Here is a 16,275-nt window from a genome sequence, read left to right as displayed (position 1 = left end):
CCTCCCACACTTGCCGCAACTGCCACCCCCGATGCCGTCCGGCAACGGTGGGCGACCGTGATCGTCCCGCGATCTTGGTCTCGATGGAAGAGGGCTCGCGGGCGTCGCCGGTAGCCGGCCGCGCACCGTCCGGCGCGAGCGCCGATTGTGGCCATCTGATTTGTCGAAACGCGTTCGACAGACGCTGTGCCCAAGATCGTCCCCGAGTAGCGTGCCGATCGCGGCGGGGTCTCGACGTACCCGCCGTCGTCACAACGCACCAAGCACGAGAGGAAACATTGGTGAGGCAATCCGTGGTGAGATCCATGGCCGGGAGACCAGCGGCGCGGTCATCCATGAAGAGGACGCTGTCGGCCGTGGTGGCGCTCGGCGCCGGCCTGCTGTTGGCCGGGCTGGCAGGCGCGCCGGCAGGTGCGGCAACGGCGGGTGCGGCGGCCCCGGACAACCGCTCGGTCACGACGTACGAACCGAGCACCGAGAACATCGCCAACCCCGAGCGGGGCTTCTACCACAGCACGGAGACGCACTACCGCGCTGACGGAAGCGGGTACACGCCGTTCAAGCTCGACACGCTGCGGAAGTGGCGGGAGCAGGAACACATCACCCAGGTCCTGCGGGTGTTCTACCTCGAGAAGTTCGCCGGCACCGACCAGATCGACCCGGCCTACCTCGACCTGCTGCGCGCCGACTTCGCGACCGCGCGAGCGGCCGGGCTCAAGGTGATCGTCCGGTTCGCCTACGCCCAGCCGAAGGACGACTTCCCGTACCTACCGCCGTACGGTGACGCGCCCCGCGAGCGGGTGCTCAAGCACATCTCCCAGCTCGCCCCGGTCCTGCGGGCGAACACCGACGTCATCGCCACGGTCCAGGCCGGATTCATCGGCCTGTGGGGTGAGGGCTACTACACGGACTACTTCGCCGCCGACCCGAGCAATCCCGGGGTCCTGACGAGCCGCGACTGGGCGAACCGTCGCGCCGTGTTCTCCGCGCTGCTGCGCGCCCTGCCCAAGACCCGCACCATCGACGTGCGCACCATGCAGATGAAGCAGAAGACCCTCGACCGGCCCAGCGGCACCGAAGGTGCGCTCACCGCCGAGGAGGCGTTCAGCGGCTCCCCGGCTTCGCGGATCGGCCACCACAACGACTGCTTCCTCGCGAGCGCCGACGACTTCGGCACCTTCCTGTCCGACCCGATCACGCTGGACCAGGAGTACCTCGCCCAGGAGACGCAGTTCGTCCCCATCGGTGGTGAGACCTGCGGCGTCGACGCGCCACGCTCGGAGTGGGACAGCGCCAAGGCGGAGATGACGCGCTACCACTACAGCTACCTCAACACCGACTACAACCACAGCGTGCTGGACAGCTGGGGCGACAACATCGAGGAGGCGCGGCAGCGACTCGGCTACCGGTTCCGACTCACCGAGGGTGAGTTCACCAACGCCGTCCGTCCGGGCCACTCCTTCGACGTCGACCTGACCCTGCACAACGACGGCTGGGCATCGCCGTACAACCCGCGGTCGGTCGAGCTGATCCTCGCCGGGGAGCACAAGTCCTACACCGTCAACGTTCCCTCTGACCCGCGTCGCTGGGCGGCGGGCACGGACGCCGAGATCTCGGCGAAGGTGTGCGCGAACGTGCCGCCCGGGCAGTACCGGCTGATGCTCAACCTGCCGGACCCGGAGTCGCGCCTGCACTCCCAGCAGGCGATGCCGGGTGGTACGGCGAGCTACAACTCCGCCTACGCCATCCAGCTCGCCAACAACGGCGTGTGGCAGCCCGAGACGGGCTACAACGACCTCGGCCAGACACTGGTCGTCGGTCCCCACGAGGCGTCGACGTCGAGCTGTGGGGGCGCCCTTCACCCGCAGCCGACGAAGCGGTAGTCACTGCAAGCGCTGACAAGCGCTGACAGTCGCTGACGATCTCTGAAGTCACCCGGACCGGCCGGTCGCCGACGCAATCGCGTCGCGGCCGGCCGGTTCTGCTGGGTAGCCTGCCGGGATGCGTCAGCCAGCCTGTGTCGGTGCCTTCATCCGTGACGCCCGCGACCGCGTCTACGCCCACCGCCGCTCACCGGACCGCCGGTTGCTGCCGGGCACCTGGGACATCGTGGGCGGGCACGTCGAACCGGGCGAGACGCCGGAGGAGACGCTGGCCCGCGAGATCGAGGAGGAGACCGGCTGGAAGCTCCGCCGGATCGAGGCGCCGCTCGCCGACTGGGAGTGGACCTGGGACGGTGTCGTACGCCGGGAGCTCGACTATCTCGTCGAGGTCGACGGGGACCTTTCGCGGCCACGGCTGGAAGAGGGCAAGCACGACGCGTACGCCTGGGTCGGGTTGGACAACCTCGAGCTCATGACGGAGGGCCGCACCGACGGCGACCGAAGGCTACGCGACATCGTCGCCAAGGCCGCCCGCATCCGGCTCACCCAGCGGCTACGCCTGGAGCCGGTCGGACCCGAGGACGCCGACGACCTGTGGACGCTGCACCAGGACCCCGCCGTGGCGGAGTGGTACGCCGGCACCTGGAGCCTCGAGACGGCGCGGGCGACCGTCACCGACTGGGCCGCCGCCTGGGAACGCGACGGCGTCCACAAGTGGGTCGCCTACGACCGCGGCACCGGTGAGCTGGTCGGCCGAGGCGGACTGTCCCGCGGAAACGTCGACGGGGCCGTGGCGCTCGAACTCGGCTGGACCCTCCGGCAGCACCGATGGGGAGCCGGGTACGCCACCGAGATCGGGCGGGCCGGGCTGGACTTCGCGTTCGACGACCTCGGGGCGCGGGAGGTCGTGTCGTTCACCGAACGCCACAACACGCGGTCGCGTGCGGTGATGGAACGCCTGGGGATGCGCTTCGTACGCGAGTTCACCCACCCTGGCCTGGTCGAAGGGCTGGACGGTGTACAGCCGGACGCGCCGTTCGCGCTGTACGCGATGCGTCGCTGACGTCGTGTGGCGGCGGCGTCAGCGGACGGCGGAGTTCGGCAGGACGGCGTGCACGCCCCAGACCCCGTTGGCCACCTGGGTGACGCGCAGGTCGACGACCGTACTGGCGAGCGCGAGCGCGGTGGCCTTGTCCAGGTCGAAGATCGAGCGCATCCAGTCGACCATGGCGTCCAACGCCGCGACCATCGCCTCGTTGAGATCCTGGTCGAACCCGAACGTGATCCGACTCGTCGGCGTCTCCGCGTGCACCGAGTCGAGGGGTCGATCGGTCGTGAGATCGAGGCGGAGTTCGGTGGTCATGCCACACTCGATCGCCGTACCGGACACCTCGCCGTCTCCCTGGGCCGCGTGCCCGTCACCCACGCACAGCAGGGCGTCCGGCACGGTGACCGGGAGGTAGAGCGTCGAGCCGGCCACCAGGTCGCGGCAGTCGATGTTGCCGCCGCCAACGGTGCGCGGTGGGCCGGTCGGGTGCGCTCCCGGCTCGGCCGGAGGCAGCCCGATCACGCCGAGGAACGGCGCCAGGTCGACGGTGAACCCGAGGTTGTTGGTCCCGGTGAGCTTGTCGCGGTCGAGGTCCCACAGCAGCCAGGCCGGGGACCCGCCGGCCACTCCGAGCCGTCGGTTGAGCGGGGTGTCGCGGCTGCCGGCGACCGTGAATCCCCACTCGTCAGGCGTGAGCGCCACCAGGGTGACGCCCAGCGTCATCCCCGGCCGGGCACCCCGGACAGCGATCGGACCGGCCAGGCAGTGGCCGCGGATGTTCGGGATCAGCCGCTCGGGATCGTCGTCGGGGCTTTGCTTGCGGGCGAGATGACCCGAGGCGTTGAGGGTGTGGACGACCAGGGTGTCGCCGGGATCGACGGTGAGTACCGGCGGGATCGACGGATCGAAGACGTCGGTCACGGCACCGGGGGTGGGGTCGAGGCGATGTTCGGTCAAGGCAGCACGTCCCGTGGTTGTGCGGAGCCGGCGTCTCCGTCCCTGCGCCGCACCGTACACGCGGTTGGGGGTCGGCAGGAATGGCCTGACCACAGCTGTCCGCGGGCGTCCACATCCTCGCATGCCACAGCATCACGAGCCACCTCGTCGGCATCTGCATCGCCACCACCCGCCTCACCACCTGGACCTGACCGGGACTTCATTGTGCGCCGAAACTGCCCGCCGAACGCGGCCTCGGAGGTCGGCAGCTGCGCTCGACGCAGGCGCGGCACGCTGCTCAGCACTTTGGAGCCTGCCCGTGCTTCCGTCGTCGCACTCACTCACCGTCGGATCACGGTGTGGTCGTTGGGACGGATGGCGTTCTGGTAGGGGTCGCTCCAGGCTGGTGGGAGGTATTCGGGGTGCCCGTCGGGTCCCATCCGCACGGTCCAGCGCTGGGTGTGGATGACGGTGTGATGGTGTTGGCACGGCAGGACGCCGTTGTTCAGGTCGGTTGCTCCGCCGTCCACCCAGTGCTTGATGTGATGCAATGCCGCTAAGTTAAGTGTCGCTGGAGGTGGATGGTTGGACGCCGGTGGTTGCGGCCTGTGTCACCTTCACGTTTGACCCTGTGGTATTTGGCGAAGTGGCGTTTCACGACTCGGGGATAGGCGCGGTGACGGCGTTTAGGGTTGAGGATCGCGATGATCTCTTCGATCGCCGCTCTGAGAGTCATCCGGATTCTACGAGGGGGAAAAATGCGCCTGGCCAGTGATTTGGCGGCGTACGAGGCGGAGGCTTCGGATGAATGACAGCCGATCGGTATCGAGGTCCGCCGTGTCCGCCGCCTCGTGCATCAGATGTCGTATCGCGTAGTGGGCAAGAAGAATTCCCCATATTTCTTGCCTCACCATCTCAGGGCTCTTTGACCGTAGCACGCGGCCTTGTCCGAGCTGGTGGATCTCAATCTCGTCCAGGGCAACCTCGAATTCCCATCGCTCGCTGTAGAGGGCCGCGAGTTCAACTGCTGGCGCATCCTCGTGGTCAAGGATCGTGGTGACCAGCCGGAATGTTTCGCTGGGCCCGTCTCCGTTGTCGACGTGGTATTCGACAACCCGACACGGAGTTCCAACAGCCTCTACTACCTCTGGGTTTCCGAGTGGTCCGTCTCCTGGTCGCGCTCGCCTCTTCGCTCGACGTCGAACCTGGCTCTGGATGTCCGAATCGAGAAGGACCGACCGGTAGGAGCCGTCAGGCAGCACCTCAAGAACCGGGAGGATCATGTTCGAGGTCACCCGAAACAGAAGATCCGCTCCGACCTCCAGCACCTCACACCAGAGCTTGTAGCTATAGAAACGCCGGTCAGCCAGTACCAGCATCCCTGGTTCCAGTGCTGGGAGCAGTCTGCGCACCAGGGTGCGCTCACCTGTGCTCCAACTGCCCATGGTGGCGGCGACAATCGCGTGCGTCCCGCACTCGGCCAGTCCAACGAGTCGCACGAGCGGGAAGGCGCTGTCGCCTCGCGCTCCGCTCGAATGTTGAAACTCGGCATTGTTTTCCGGAGTGTCAGGCACGTCGAGAATCACCCCCATCGATCGCCATCACCCTCCAGGACCCAAACTGTGCACCCCGCGTCCCACGCCGAGCGATCGGCACGGCTACCCGGTGAAACAACTCCTTCAATGGTTCCTCACCCAGACGAGCCCGAGCCTGCGTGATAGCGCTCGTGGTAGGAACCGACCAGTCCTTTGACCAGTTCTTCAGAAACATCAGCCCGCCAACGAGGCGTCGCATCACCTCTTCATAGCCTTCGCCGAGACGACCACATGCGCCGGAAGGAGTCGAGAGCGTTTCTCCTTCCGGCCACACTCAGCCACCACCTCCTCAACCAAGTCCCGGCGAATCACCTGAGTCAACACACCGACCGAGATTCGATCCGTCAACTGAGCACTCGAAGAAAGGCGTCTGTTCGTCATGCGCAAAGACTATTGAGAAGAAAGTAGCGCCCCACAGATTTCCGAAGCGACACTCCGCGCCGATTTCCATACCAACTAACCACGCACGCACTCGCTAACTTAGCGGCATTGTGATGTGATGTGCTTCGGTCCACTTCTCGGGCCGTCTGCAGTCGGGGAAGTGGCAGAAGTAGCCGTCGCGTTCGGCGAGGGCGTGTCGTTGGGAGGAGGTGAACAGGCGGGTGCCGCGTCCGAGGTCGAGAACGGCGCCGTCTCCACCGAGCACCACGGGGATGATCTCCGCATCACACGCAAGCTGCCGCACCAGCGTCGCTGACAACGGAGGCCCCGTGATCCGATAACCGATCACCGCCCGTCCCCCACTCCCGTCCTCGTCGCCCTGGGTCCTCACCTTCAGATGCGCGGGGCCGGAGTCGGTGAGGACAGAGTCGACCGTTCCGTAGCCGAGCCGGGCCACGAGGTCGTCGTGGTTCACCGTCACTGTGAGACGCGGCCTGACGCTCCCGCGGGTGGGCGCGTTCGCTGCCGCCTGCGCGACACCGAGAAACTCGGCGAAGGCGTCTGCATAGCGGCGTTCGCTGCTGCGCAGGTCCGGGCCGTCGGGGCCCGAGGGACGAGGGCGAGCGACGGGTCGAGGAGTGCCTGCAGGATCGCGAGGGTGGGGACGTCGAGGCGCAGGAACATCGTGCCCATGCCGTCGCGGACCGGCCCGAAGCTCAGGGTGCGGTTCTCTCGGGCTCTGCGTTCCTGCTCCTCCAACTGCTTCCCGATCCGGCGCTCGGCGTTCTCCGGGGCGATCACCTCGTACAGATGCCTGCCGGCCTTGTCCAGGTCATCGGTGTCGAGAAACTGTGCCCTCTCCAACAGGAATGCTTCCACCTCCGCCTTCACGTCGGCGTCGACGTCGTTGGGGAGGCGGCGGATGGCGCGTTCGATGACCTGCGCCTGACCCAACGAAAATCTCACCCTCGGAAAGCGCGCAACCGGTAGCGCGGAGCGTCTGGTCCAACGCCTTCGCCAACCGGACCGACACCGACGCCTCACGACGCCCCATCCGCGTCACCTGCTCCACCCACCCGGCCGTGTTCGCGGCACCGGTCAACTTCCTGACCTCGTTCAACTCCGCCTGCCGCGTCAACGACAACCGCAACGACGCGAGCCTCGCTTCATGGGTGGCGAGTTGCTGCATCGCCCCTTCGTATTGATCCAGCGGCAACGACAGTGTCGGGCACTCGATCGCCGCGTCAATACCCGCACCGACACCGGCAAGCCAACGCATCAACGGATTCGCGAAGCCCGCACCCCCGCTGGCACTGCCGGTGTCGATGTCCATGACCAAACCCTAGACCCGACCACCGACAACAACCCCTGAAAAACAAGGGCATCCAGCCTCACCAACGAAACTCCTCCTGACAACTTTCCGTCAGGTCTCGCGTCCCGCAAGCCGCGCTCTCCAGCGCTCCATTCCTACGCCACCGGGTCGAGAACGCCTTCGACGTCGACCGTCACATCCACCGTGTCCGCCACGACCACGCCACCGCGGTCGACCGGGTCGTTCCAGCTCACACCGAAGTCGTGCCGGTTGATCCGCGTCCTGGCCACGAATCCGGCCCGCCGACGGGGGCCGAGGTCCCTGCCGCCCTCCCACCATGGCGTGTCCCACTGGCCGAGGTAGGTCGTGTGAAAGGTCGCCAGCCGCGTGACACCCCGGATGGTGAGCTCACCCGTCACCTCGAACTCCGTCGCGCTCACCTGCTGGACGCGCCCGCCCGTGAAGGTCCACGTCGGATGGTTCTCGACGTCGAAGAAGTCGGCGCTGCGCAGGTGCGCGTCCCGCTCCGGCTGGCCGGTATAGACCTGGGTCGCGTCGATCGTCGCCTGGATCTGGGTTTGGTCGAGATCATCGGGGTCGACCTCGACGAACCCCTGGATGTTCTTGAGTTGGCCGCGTACATACGTCACCATCATGTGCCTGGCGACGAACTCCGCGCCGGTATGTCCGGGTTCGAAGACCCAGCGTCTCCGCGTCATCGCAAGTCCCCCCGACGTTGCCCTTCTCCATCCTGCCCCGCCCAGGGCTCGCCAAGGACGCGACCGGTCGAGGTGAGGGTTTAGCGTCTGCGCATGACGACTTCCCCGAGCGACCCCGACGGGCCTCAGTCGGACCTCCTTCCCTTCCTCCGGCAGGCGATCGACCTCGCGGTCGACAACGTGACCGAGGGCCAGCTTCCCTTCGCGGCCCTGGTGGTCCGTGACGGCACGGTGCTGGGCACCGGCGTCAACACCGCCCTCCGGGACGACGACCCGACAGCACACGCCGAGGTGGCCGCCGTTCGCAACGCCTGCCTGACACACCACACCCTCGATCTCCACGGCGCGACCATCGTGGCCAGCTGCGAACCGTGCGCCATGTGCCACACCGCCTGCCTGGTCGCCGGCATCGGTCAGGTCGTCTACGCGGCGCCGAAGGAGTTGGTACCTGGCTTCGACACCACCCCGGGCGTTCTGACCGAGTTTCAGGCACTGCTGCGCGGCGCGGCACCGCGGACGGTTCGCCACGTGCCCACGCCAGGCGCCGACGCGCCGTTCAGGCGGTACGTCGAGAAGACGGAGGGCCGGCGATGAAGGTCGGCATCAACATCCTGAACTTCGGCCCCGGTACGGATCCGGACGCGCTCCGGAGTTGGACGACGTTCGCGGAACGAGCCGGGTTCTCACTGGCGATGCTGTCCGACCACGTCGCCCTCACCGAGGACGTCGACGCTTTGTATCCGGCGCCCTTCTACGAACCCTTCTCCACGCTGGCGTGGCTGGCCGGCGTCACCGACCGGCTCGAACTCGGTACGACGGTCGCGATCGTTCCCTACCGCAACCCGATCCTGACGGCACAGATGGCGGCGAACATCGACCGGTTCAGCAACGGGCGCTTCGTCTTCGGTGTCGGCGTCGGCTGGTCCGAGCCGGAGTTCGCCGCACTCGGCGTCCCCTTCGAACGGCGTGGAGCGATCACCGACGAGTACCTCGCCGCCGTCAAGGAGCTGTGGACCTCCGACCTGGCCTCGAAGGAGGGCGAGTTCGTTCGGTTCAGCGACCTCCGGACCGGACCACGGCCGCAGCGCGGTCCGCACCCACCGATCTGGGTGGGCGGGTCCAGCCGGGCGGCGCTGCGGCGGGCCGTGACGTACGGCGACGCGTGGCATCCGATCAACCCGCGTCCGGGTTGGGTGCGGGCCGAAGGCGTGGTCGCGCTCGGGGCGGTCGCCGCCCGGGCCGGCCGGGAGGTTCCCCGGCTCTGCCCGCGCACCCGCATCCGACTGACCACCTCACCCCTCGACGACGCGGACCGACTGACCGGCGAGGGAACGCTGAGGCAGGTGCTCGGTGACATCGAGGACTTCGCCGACCTGGGATCGGACTACGTCGTTCTCGACCCCTATCTCGGGCCGGAGCAGCGTCGCCCACCGGAGGAGGACTGGCGGACGCTGGAGACCGTCGTCACGGCCCTGTTCAAGGCGGGCATCGCCACACCGGCGCAGGGCTGACCCGTCGAACTCGCCGGTCGGGAACGCAACCTCGCCGGCAGCGCGGGTCACATGGACTCGAGTTCGCGACCCTTGGTTTCGCGTACGGCCAGCAACACGAAGATGAGCGACAACAACGCGAACAGCGTGTAGAGGCCGTACGCGAAACCCAGCCCGATCTGCTGCAACGCCGGAAACGTCGTGGACACGGCGAAGTTGGCGAGCCACTGCGCCGCGGCGGCCACGGCGATGCCCTGCGCGCGGATCTGGTTGTTGAACATCTCCCCCAGCAGCACCCACACGACAGGTCCCCAGCTCAACCCGAAGAACACCACGAAGAGGTTCGCGGCGAGCAACGCGAGCGGTGACATCACACCCTCCAGGGCCGGCCGCCCGTGCACGATCGGTGCGGTCCCGAAGGTGAAGGCGAGGGTTCCCAGGGTGATCAGCATGCCGGTCGAGCCGATGAGCAACAGCGGCTTGCGTCCGATCCGGTCGATGGTGGCGATGGCGATCAGCGTGGTCACGATGTTGGTGATCGAGGTGATCACCGTGATCATGAGCGAGTCCCGTTCGCTGAAGCCGACTGCCTGCCACAGCACGGAGGAGTAGTAGAAGATCACGTTGATGCCGACGAACTGCTGGAAGATCGACAGCAGGATGCCGACCCACACGATCGGCAGCAGGCCGAGGCGTGGCCCCCGCAGGTCACCCAGCCGGGCGCGGCGGGCAGAGGCGAGCGTCCGCTGGATGTCGCGGATCTTGGCGTCCACGTCACCGCCGATGTACTGGCGCAGCACGGCGCCGGCCTCGTCAAGTCGCGCGCGGGCGACCAGATACCGCGGCGACTCCGGAATCCGCAGCGCCAGGGTGCCGTACGCCAGGGCCGGAACCAGCAGGGACAGGAACATCCAACGCCAGGCGTCCAGGCCCAACCACAGCTCCCGCGTCGCGGTCCCGGCGGCGGCGACGAGTGCGTAGTCGACCAGCAGCGCGACGAAGATTCCGCTGACGATCGCCAACTGCTGAAGGGATCCCAGCCGCCCACGCATGTGCGCGGGCGAGATCTCGGCGATGTAGGCGGGAGCGATCACGGACGCGGCGCCCACGCCCAAGCCGCCGATGAAGCGCCACAGCGCCAGGTCCCAGACGGAGAACGCGAGCCCCGATCCGATGGCGCTCACGAGGAAGAGTCCGGCCGCGATCACCATCACCCGAACACGACCGATTCCGCCGGCCAGCGGGCCCGCGAACCACGCACCGACCGCGGACCCGAGCAGCGCGGCGGCGACCGCCAGACCGAGGATGAATCCGCCGGCCCGGAAGGTCTCACTCACCGCCGCCACCGCGCCGTTGATGACGGCGGTGTCGTAGCCGAAGAGGAAGCCGCCGAGCGCCGCGACCATGGAAACGAGCACGGTCTGGGCGGTGCCGCCACTCGGCGAGTCCGCCTGCTCCGGCCGCCCGGGAACGGGTGTCGTCATCCCGCCCTCCTCCCCCGAGTGGCGCGGAACGCGGTTCCTGTTCCTCACTATTCCAGCGATCCGAACCGAAAGAGCGGGCTCGCCGAAGTCAGTACGCGTTGGATGCGGGGGGTGTCGCGGGCCGGGCCAGGATCCGGCGGACCCGGATCGGGTCCGACCGGACGCGGTCGGCGCAGCCTCGGTCGACATGGCCCAGGCATGACAGGCATGCGGACATGAGAGTCATGGCGGACATGACGACCGGGACCCACCATGGCCGGAACCCGCGGCACCCCGCCACGTCGAAACGGCGCTTCTGTGTCTCACGACCGTTCCGACGGGATTCGGGGGGACAGGTCGGGCGGACGTCAGCGGACGTCAGGACCCGGGCCGAGCCTTGCGGGGTCGGTCGTCGCGGGCGGAACCGGGTTGCGACGGGTCGGCCGGCGCGGCCGCCGGGCGGTTGTTTTCCACGCGGTGACTACCTCGAGCGGGCTCGACGGGCCCGACGGCATCACCGGGATGCGCGGTGGCCGGCGCCGGCTCCGCGGCATGCGTGGGCGGGTGAACGGGGGTGGGATGACGCTCGTCGATGCCACGGCCGCGACCGCGCGGAGTGTTGCGGTCATCGGTGCGACGGTCATCGGTGCGACGGTCATCTGTGCGACGGTCATCGGTGCGACGGTCATCGGTGCGACGGTCATCGGTGCGACGGTCATCGGTGCGACGGTCATCGGTGCGACGGCGTTCGGTGTTGCGGTCTTCGGTGTCGCGCTCGACGCCACGGCGGATATCAGCGTCGCGTTCGGCGTCGACGTCGGCTCGACCACGCGCGTCACCGGGCTGGTCGTGATCGGGGTCGAGGTCAGGGTCGAGCTCGTCGGCCCTGCGCAGCTCCTCCTCGACCTCGGCCCTGGACGAACGCGCGTTCTCTCCGCGCAGCCGAGCCGTCTCGGCGAGGCTGTGTGCCTGCCCCAACTGTTCCTGCGCGGCCGTGCGGAGCTCGCCCGCACGGGCACTGATCTCTTTGGCTTCGGCATCCTCCCGCGCCGCGCGGCGACTGACCTCGACGGCTCGGTCGCGAGCTTCCTGCGCCTGGATCCGGCGCTCCTCGGCCCGACGCTGTGACTGCTTACGCATCGCCAGGACGACGGCCACGACGAGCAGCGCGACCACGACCACGACGGCGAGGATGAGAACGACGGTGCTGCCCTGCATCTGGACCTCCGGGTATCAGGCCCCCGTGAGCGACCCTGTCTTCGGCTGGTGTGAGTGGTCCGTAGGTGCACGTGCGCCTCGGTAAGGCGGTTTTTGGACCGTAGCACCGTTTCGGAACACTCGCAGAAACGCCGAACCCGCCCGGTCGCGTCGAGACCCGGATCAGTCCACGTCGTCAGCGCACGTCGTCAGCGCACGTCGTCAGTCCGCGTCGTCAGTCCGCGTCGTCGGCCTCGCGGCGGCGTTCCCAGGACGCCCGGTCGTTGACGTGCGGGAAGGGCTCGTCGGGGACCGGCCGGTCGAGGAAGGCGCACAGAGGCTCCCAGCCCTCGGCGACGCTGTAGACGAGGAGTCGCTCCGCCGGGATCGCGGCCTGGACCGCCTCGTTGTGGCGTTGGAACGCCGTCGTCACGTGCGTACGGTCGTGCGGGTCGCCGTCGAAGCTGCGCCGGACGACCACTTCGTCCGTCATGGCGTGCCAGGCCTCCGCCTCCTCGTTGCCCGGATCGTCCTGGGTCAGCGGACGGTAGATCGTGGCGGCGTAACTCTCGAACCACGTCTGTGGGTCGCGCACGTTGAGGACGACCTTCGCCTCCGGATAGGCCACGGCGAGCTCGCGCCAGAATGCGCATCCCGGCCAGTCGACGGTGGCCGCGTAGTCGGCGTAGATGCGTTCCCAGTCGAAGGGTCCGGTGGTGGTCGCCGCTTCGAGGAAGAGGCCGGAGTGCTCGGGGTGGGAGAACACTTCTCGCATGTGGTGGCAGGGGAAACCGAGGCGCTCCAGCGCGATCTGCATCGACGCCGTACCGGTACGCCCCCAGCCCGCTCCTATTACGCGCAACGTCATGGCCCCAGTCTTCCGGTGACCGGGCGATTTGTGAGGTTCTCGCCCTGACCGGGTTGGCCGACCCATCTGGTCAGACCACCCCTGGTCAGACCACCCAATAGTTAGTGAGGTATACCTAACCTAACTGTTCCGGAACTGAGTGAGGTTGGCATGGGTTGGTCCAGGGGCGTGCGGCCGGTGGCCGCCGCGGCGGCACTCGTCGCGCTCGTTGCGGCGGCATGTGGCGGAGGCGGCGCGGACGCCGAGGGCAGCGGCGCGGGCGGCGGCGGCGACGCGGGCAAGGCGAGCCCGGAGGCGTCGGCCAAGACCCTGACGCTCTACAACGCCCAGCACGAAGAGCTGGTCAAGGCGATGGTGGACGAGTTCACCAAGGAGACCGGCATCAAGGTCAACATGCGGTCCGGCGACGACTTCGAGATCGCCAACCAGATCGTGCAGGAAGGTTCCGCGTCGCCGGCCGACGTCTTCCTCACCGAGAACTCCCCCGCGATGGTGTTGGTCGACTCCAAGCAGGGCTTCACCCCGGTGGACGCCGGAACGCTCGGGCAGGTGCCGAGCCAGTACACGCCCTCCGACCACGACTGGGTCGGTTTCGCCGCCCGCGCGACCGTGCTCGCGTACAACTCCAAGCAGCTGAAGGCCGCCGACCTGCCGGCGTCGATCATGGATCTCGCGAAGCCGCAGTGGAAGGGGAAGTTCGGCATCGCCGCGAGCGGCGCCGACTTCCAGGCGATCGTGAGTGCCGTGCTCGCGCTCAAGGGCGAGGCCGCCACGGAGGCGTGGCTGAAGGGCCTGAAGACCAACGCGAAGGTCTACCAGGGCAACACCGCGGTCCTGAAGGCGGTCGACACCGGTGAGATCTCGGCCGGCGTCATCTACCACTACTACTGGTACCGCGACCGCGCCGAGTCCGGCGCGAACAGCTCCAACACCGAACTCCACTTCTTCGGGCACAAGGATCCCGGTGCCTTCGTGAGCGTCTCCGGCGCCGGTGTGCTGAAGAACGGCAAGCACCAGGCGGAGGCCCAGGAGCTGATCAAGTTCCTGACCGGCAAGCAGGGCCAGCAGATCCTCTCCGACAGTGACGCCCTGGAGTACTCCGTCGCGAGCGACGTGCCCGCCAACAAGGAGCTCAAGCCGTTGAGCGAACTCGACGCTCCGGCCGTGGACGCCGCGAAGCTCAACGGGCCCAAGGTGGTCGAGCTCATGCAGCAGGCAGGCCTGCTCTGAGCGGCTCGCCCCAGACCGTTCCCGGATCCCCTCCTCCCGCATCGGGGCAGGGGGTCCGGGACGTCACCCTCCAGGGACATGGTTCCTTCTCGGTACGCCGCTTCTGGGCGTCGTATCCGATCGCCCTGCTCGTCATCGCGGTGCTGGTCGCGCTGGTCGCGCTGATCCCGCTCGGCTTCGTGGTGGGCTACACGATCAGCCTCGGTTGGGACCAGACCCAGGCACTGGTCTTCCGGCCCGCACCGGTGAGCTCCTGTGGAACACCGCGCGGCTCACCGGCGGATGCGTCCTCCTCTGCGCGGTCCTCGGCATCGCCACCGCCTGGCTGGTCGAACGCTCGAACCTCCCGGGTCGCCGGGTGTGGAACGTCCTGTTCGTAGCACCGCTCGCCATCCCGGCGTTCGTGAACAGCTTCGCCTGGGCCTCGCTGGTCCCGAGCGCGAGCGGATTCTGGGGTGCCCTGCTCATCGTCACCCTGTCCTACTTCCCCCTCGTCTACCTCCCGGTCGCCGCCGCCCTGCGCGGTCTGGACCCGGCGCTGGAAGAGACCGCGCACTCGCTCGGGCAGAGCGGCTGGCGGACGTTTCGTCGGGTGGTCCTTCCCCAGTTGCGCCCTGCCCTGCTGGGCGGAGCCCTGCTGGTCGCCCTGCACCTGCTCGCGGAGTTCGGTGCGTTGCAGATGCTCCGGTTCCCGACGTTCACCACCGCGATCTACGACCAGTACCGCTCGTCGTTCAACGGGCCGGCCGCCAACATGCTCGCCGTCGTCCTGGTCCTGTGCTGCCTGCTCCTGCTGCTGGCCGAACTCCGGCTGCGCGGACGCGCGCGCTACGCCCGGCTCGGCGGAGGCGCCGCCCGCCCGGCCGTACGGACCCGGTTGCGTCGTCGCACCGCGCCGGCGCTGCTCGGTGTCGGGGGCCTGACCGCGCTGGCGCTCGGGGTGCCCGTCGGCAGCCTGGGCTACTGGCTGCTGGTGGGTACGACGGACGCCTTCTCCCTCGGCACGCTCGCGTCGACCGCCCTGACGTCACTCGGTCTCGGCGCCGTCGCCGCGGTCGTGACCACGGCCATGGCGGTGCCAGCCGCCTGGCTCGCCGTACGCCATCGTGGCCGGTTCGCGACCCTGCTCGAACGCAGCACCTACTTCGGCAACGCCCTGCCGGGGATCGTCGTCGCGCTGGCTCTGGTGACCCTCGCGATCCGGCTCACCCCGGCGCTGTACCAGACGACGCTGATGCTGCTCGTGGCCTACGCGATCCTGTTCCTGCCGCTCGCCATGGTCAGTGTTCACTCGGCGCTCCAGCAGGCTCCGCCGGTGCTGGAGGACGTCGCGCACACGCTCGGGCTCCGCAGGTTCTCCGCGCTGCGCCGGGTCACCCTGCCCCTCATCGCACCGGGGCTCGGCGCGGGCGCCGCCCTCGTCTTCCTCGGTGTGGTGACCGAACTCACCGCGACACTGCTGCTCGCGCCGATCGGTACGCAGACCCTCGCGACGAGGTTCTGGGTCTACAGCAGCAGCATCGCCTACGGTGACGCCGCGCCCTACGCCGCGCTGATGGTGCTCGTGTCGGCCCCGGCGACCATCCTGCTCACCAAAGAGACGAGAGGCTCCGCTCGATGACCGCACTCACCATCCGCGGCGTCACCAAGTCGTTCGGCTCGACCCGCGTCCTTCGCGGCGTCGACCTGCACGTGCCGTCCGCGGGTCTCATCGCGGTGCTCGGACCGTCCGGCTGTGGCAAGACGACGCTGCTCCGGCTGGTCGCGGGCTTCGCCTCGCCCGACGGTGGAACGATCGAGTTCGACGACCGGATCGTCTGGGGGCCGCGCCAGTCCACACCGCCGCAGCTGCGCCGCGTGGGGTACGTGCCCCAGGAAGGCGCCCTCTTTCCACACCTGACCGTGGCCGACAACATCACCTTCGGATTGCCCCGGAGCGCGCGTCGTGCCCGGCGGCGGGTGGATGAGCTGCTCGAGGTGGTGGGCCTGGACACGGGGTACGCCGACCGCTACCCGCACGAGCTCTCCGGCGGCCAGCAGCAGCGGGTGGCGCTGGCCCGTGCGCTCGCGCCCGAACCGGCGGTCGTCCTCCTCGACGAGCCGTTCGCCTCCCTCGACGCCGGACTCCGCGAAGGGACCCGGCGCGCCGTCGC

At 68.4% G+C, this 16,275-nt stretch carries 15 protein-coding genes and 2 pseudogenes; 9 read left to right on the top strand and 8 right to left on the bottom strand.

Going from position 1 to position 16,275, the window contains the following annotated elements:
• The first annotated feature begins 335 nt into the window (after positions 1-335).
• Both HEB94_RS20985 and HEB94_RS20980 read left to right on the top strand, forming a co-directional pair.
• Positions 336-1,883 (top strand): DUF4832 domain-containing protein, encoded by a 1,548-nt coding sequence (locus tag HEB94_RS20985; protein WP_192751473.1) that lies wholly within the window; start codon positions 336-338, stop codon positions 1,881-1,883.
• A gap of 118 nt (positions 1,884-2,001) precedes the next feature.
• On the top strand, positions 2,002-2,946 hold the full coding sequence (locus tag HEB94_RS20980; protein WP_192751472.1) for a GNAT family N-acetyltransferase: 945 nt from the start codon (positions 2,002-2,004) through the stop codon (positions 2,944-2,946).
• An 18-nt stretch (positions 2,947-2,964) separates the two neighbouring features.
• Here the strand turns inward: HEB94_RS20980 and HEB94_RS20975 are convergent, their stop codons facing one another.
• The 5 genes and pseudogenes from HEB94_RS20975 to HEB94_RS20955 form a co-directional block, all read right to left on the bottom strand.
• The gene (locus HEB94_RS20975) at positions 2,965-3,888 is read right to left on the bottom strand and encodes an acetamidase/formamidase family protein (protein WP_192751471.1); all 924 of its coding nucleotides are present in this window, start codon (positions 3,886-3,888) and stop codon (positions 2,965-2,967) included.
• Between the two features lie 320 nt (positions 3,889-4,208).
• Positions 4,209-4,418 carry an HNH endonuclease gene (locus HEB94_RS20970; protein WP_192751470.1) on the bottom strand — a complete coding sequence of 70 codons (210 nt, stop codon included), beginning with the start codon at positions 4,416-4,418 and terminating at the stop codon, positions 4,209-4,211.
• A 192-nt stretch (positions 4,419-4,610) separates the two neighbouring features.
• A pseudogene (locus HEB94_RS20965) lies at positions 4,611-5,843 on the bottom strand (IS4 family transposase).
• A 94-nt stretch (positions 5,844-5,937) separates the two neighbouring features.
• Entirely contained in the window at positions 5,938-6,432 is a 495-nt protein-coding gene (locus tag HEB94_RS20960; RefSeq protein WP_192756583.1) for a DUF222 domain-containing protein, read from the bottom strand.
• On the bottom strand, positions 6,321-6,809 hold the full coding sequence (locus HEB94_RS20955; protein ID WP_238361586.1) for a DUF222 domain-containing protein: 489 nt from the start codon (positions 6,807-6,809) through the stop codon (positions 6,321-6,323). Before HEB94_RS20955 ends, HEB94_RS20960 begins: the two co-directional genes overlap by 112 nt.
• Positions 6,810-7,011: 202 nt before the next feature.
• Here HEB94_RS20955 and HEB94_RS20950 point away from each other — a divergent pair, with 202 nt between their 5' ends.
• Entirely contained in the window at positions 7,012-7,215 is a 204-nt protein-coding gene (locus HEB94_RS20950; RefSeq protein WP_192757201.1) for a hypothetical protein, read from the top strand.
• A gap of 95 nt (positions 7,216-7,310) precedes the next feature.
• Here HEB94_RS20950 and HEB94_RS20945 read toward each other — a convergent pair whose 3' ends face one another.
• Positions 7,311-7,874, bottom strand: a complete 564-nt coding sequence (locus HEB94_RS20945) for a YceI family protein (protein WP_192751469.1) — start codon at positions 7,872-7,874, stop codon at positions 7,311-7,313.
• Positions 7,875-7,967: 93 nt separating this feature from the next.
• Between HEB94_RS20945 and HEB94_RS20940 the strand changes: the two genes are divergently transcribed.
• Positions 7,968-8,468, top strand: coding sequence for a nucleoside deaminase (locus tag HEB94_RS20940; protein WP_192751468.1), 501 nt, complete (start codon positions 7,968-7,970; stop codon positions 8,466-8,468).
• The gene (locus tag HEB94_RS20935) at positions 8,465-9,385 is read left to right on the top strand and encodes a TIGR03619 family F420-dependent LLM class oxidoreductase (protein WP_192751467.1); all 921 of its coding nucleotides are present in this window, start codon (positions 8,465-8,467) and stop codon (positions 9,383-9,385) included. Before HEB94_RS20940 ends, HEB94_RS20935 begins: the two co-directional genes overlap by 4 nt.
• A 47-nt stretch (positions 9,386-9,432) precedes the next feature.
• Here HEB94_RS20935 and HEB94_RS20930 read toward each other — a convergent pair whose 3' ends face one another.
• A complete protein-coding gene (locus tag HEB94_RS20930) occupies positions 9,433-10,848 on the bottom strand; it encodes a sugar porter family MFS transporter (protein WP_192751466.1) in 1,416 nt (471 codons plus the stop codon).
• A gap of 456 nt (positions 10,849-11,304) precedes the next feature.
• Between HEB94_RS20930 and HEB94_RS20925 the strand changes: the two genes are divergently transcribed.
• Positions 11,305-11,955 carry a hypothetical protein gene (locus HEB94_RS20925; protein ID WP_192751465.1) on the top strand — a complete coding sequence of 217 codons (651 nt, stop codon included), beginning with the start codon at positions 11,305-11,307 and terminating at the stop codon, positions 11,953-11,955.
• Positions 11,956-12,259: 304 nt separating this feature from the next.
• Here the strand turns inward: HEB94_RS20925 and HEB94_RS20920 are convergent, their stop codons facing one another.
• Positions 12,260-12,892: a sulfotransferase family protein gene (locus HEB94_RS20920; protein ID WP_192751464.1), complete on the bottom strand. Its 633-nt coding sequence runs from the start codon at positions 12,890-12,892 to the stop codon at positions 12,260-12,262.
• Between the two features lie 150 nt (positions 12,893-13,042).
• Between HEB94_RS20920 and HEB94_RS20915 the strand changes: the two genes are divergently transcribed.
• From HEB94_RS20915 to HEB94_RS50850, 3 genes and pseudogenes are all read left to right on the top strand, one after another.
• Entirely contained in the window at positions 13,043-14,122 is a 1,080-nt protein-coding gene (locus HEB94_RS20915; protein WP_192751463.1) for an iron ABC transporter substrate-binding protein, read from the top strand.
• 205 nt (positions 14,123-14,327) lie between these two features.
• On the top strand, positions 14,328-15,743 hold the full coding sequence (locus HEB94_RS20910; protein WP_202896464.1) for an ABC transporter permease: 1,416 nt from the start codon (positions 14,328-14,330) through the stop codon (positions 15,741-15,743).
• Positions 15,740-16,171, top strand: a pseudogene (locus HEB94_RS50850) (ABC transporter ATP-binding protein); the annotation flags it as partial. The gene HEB94_RS20910 and the pseudogene HEB94_RS50850, both read left to right, overlap by 4 nt.
• Positions 16,172-16,275 lie beyond the last annotated feature (104 nt).

The sequence above is a fragment of the Actinopolymorpha pittospori genome, assembly GCF_014873875.1.
In the GTDB taxonomy this organism is placed as follows: Bacteria; Actinomycetota; Actinomycetes; order Propionibacteriales; family Actinopolymorphaceae; genus Actinopolymorpha; species Actinopolymorpha pittospori.
This window is presented reverse-complemented; position numbering and strand designations above follow the sequence as displayed.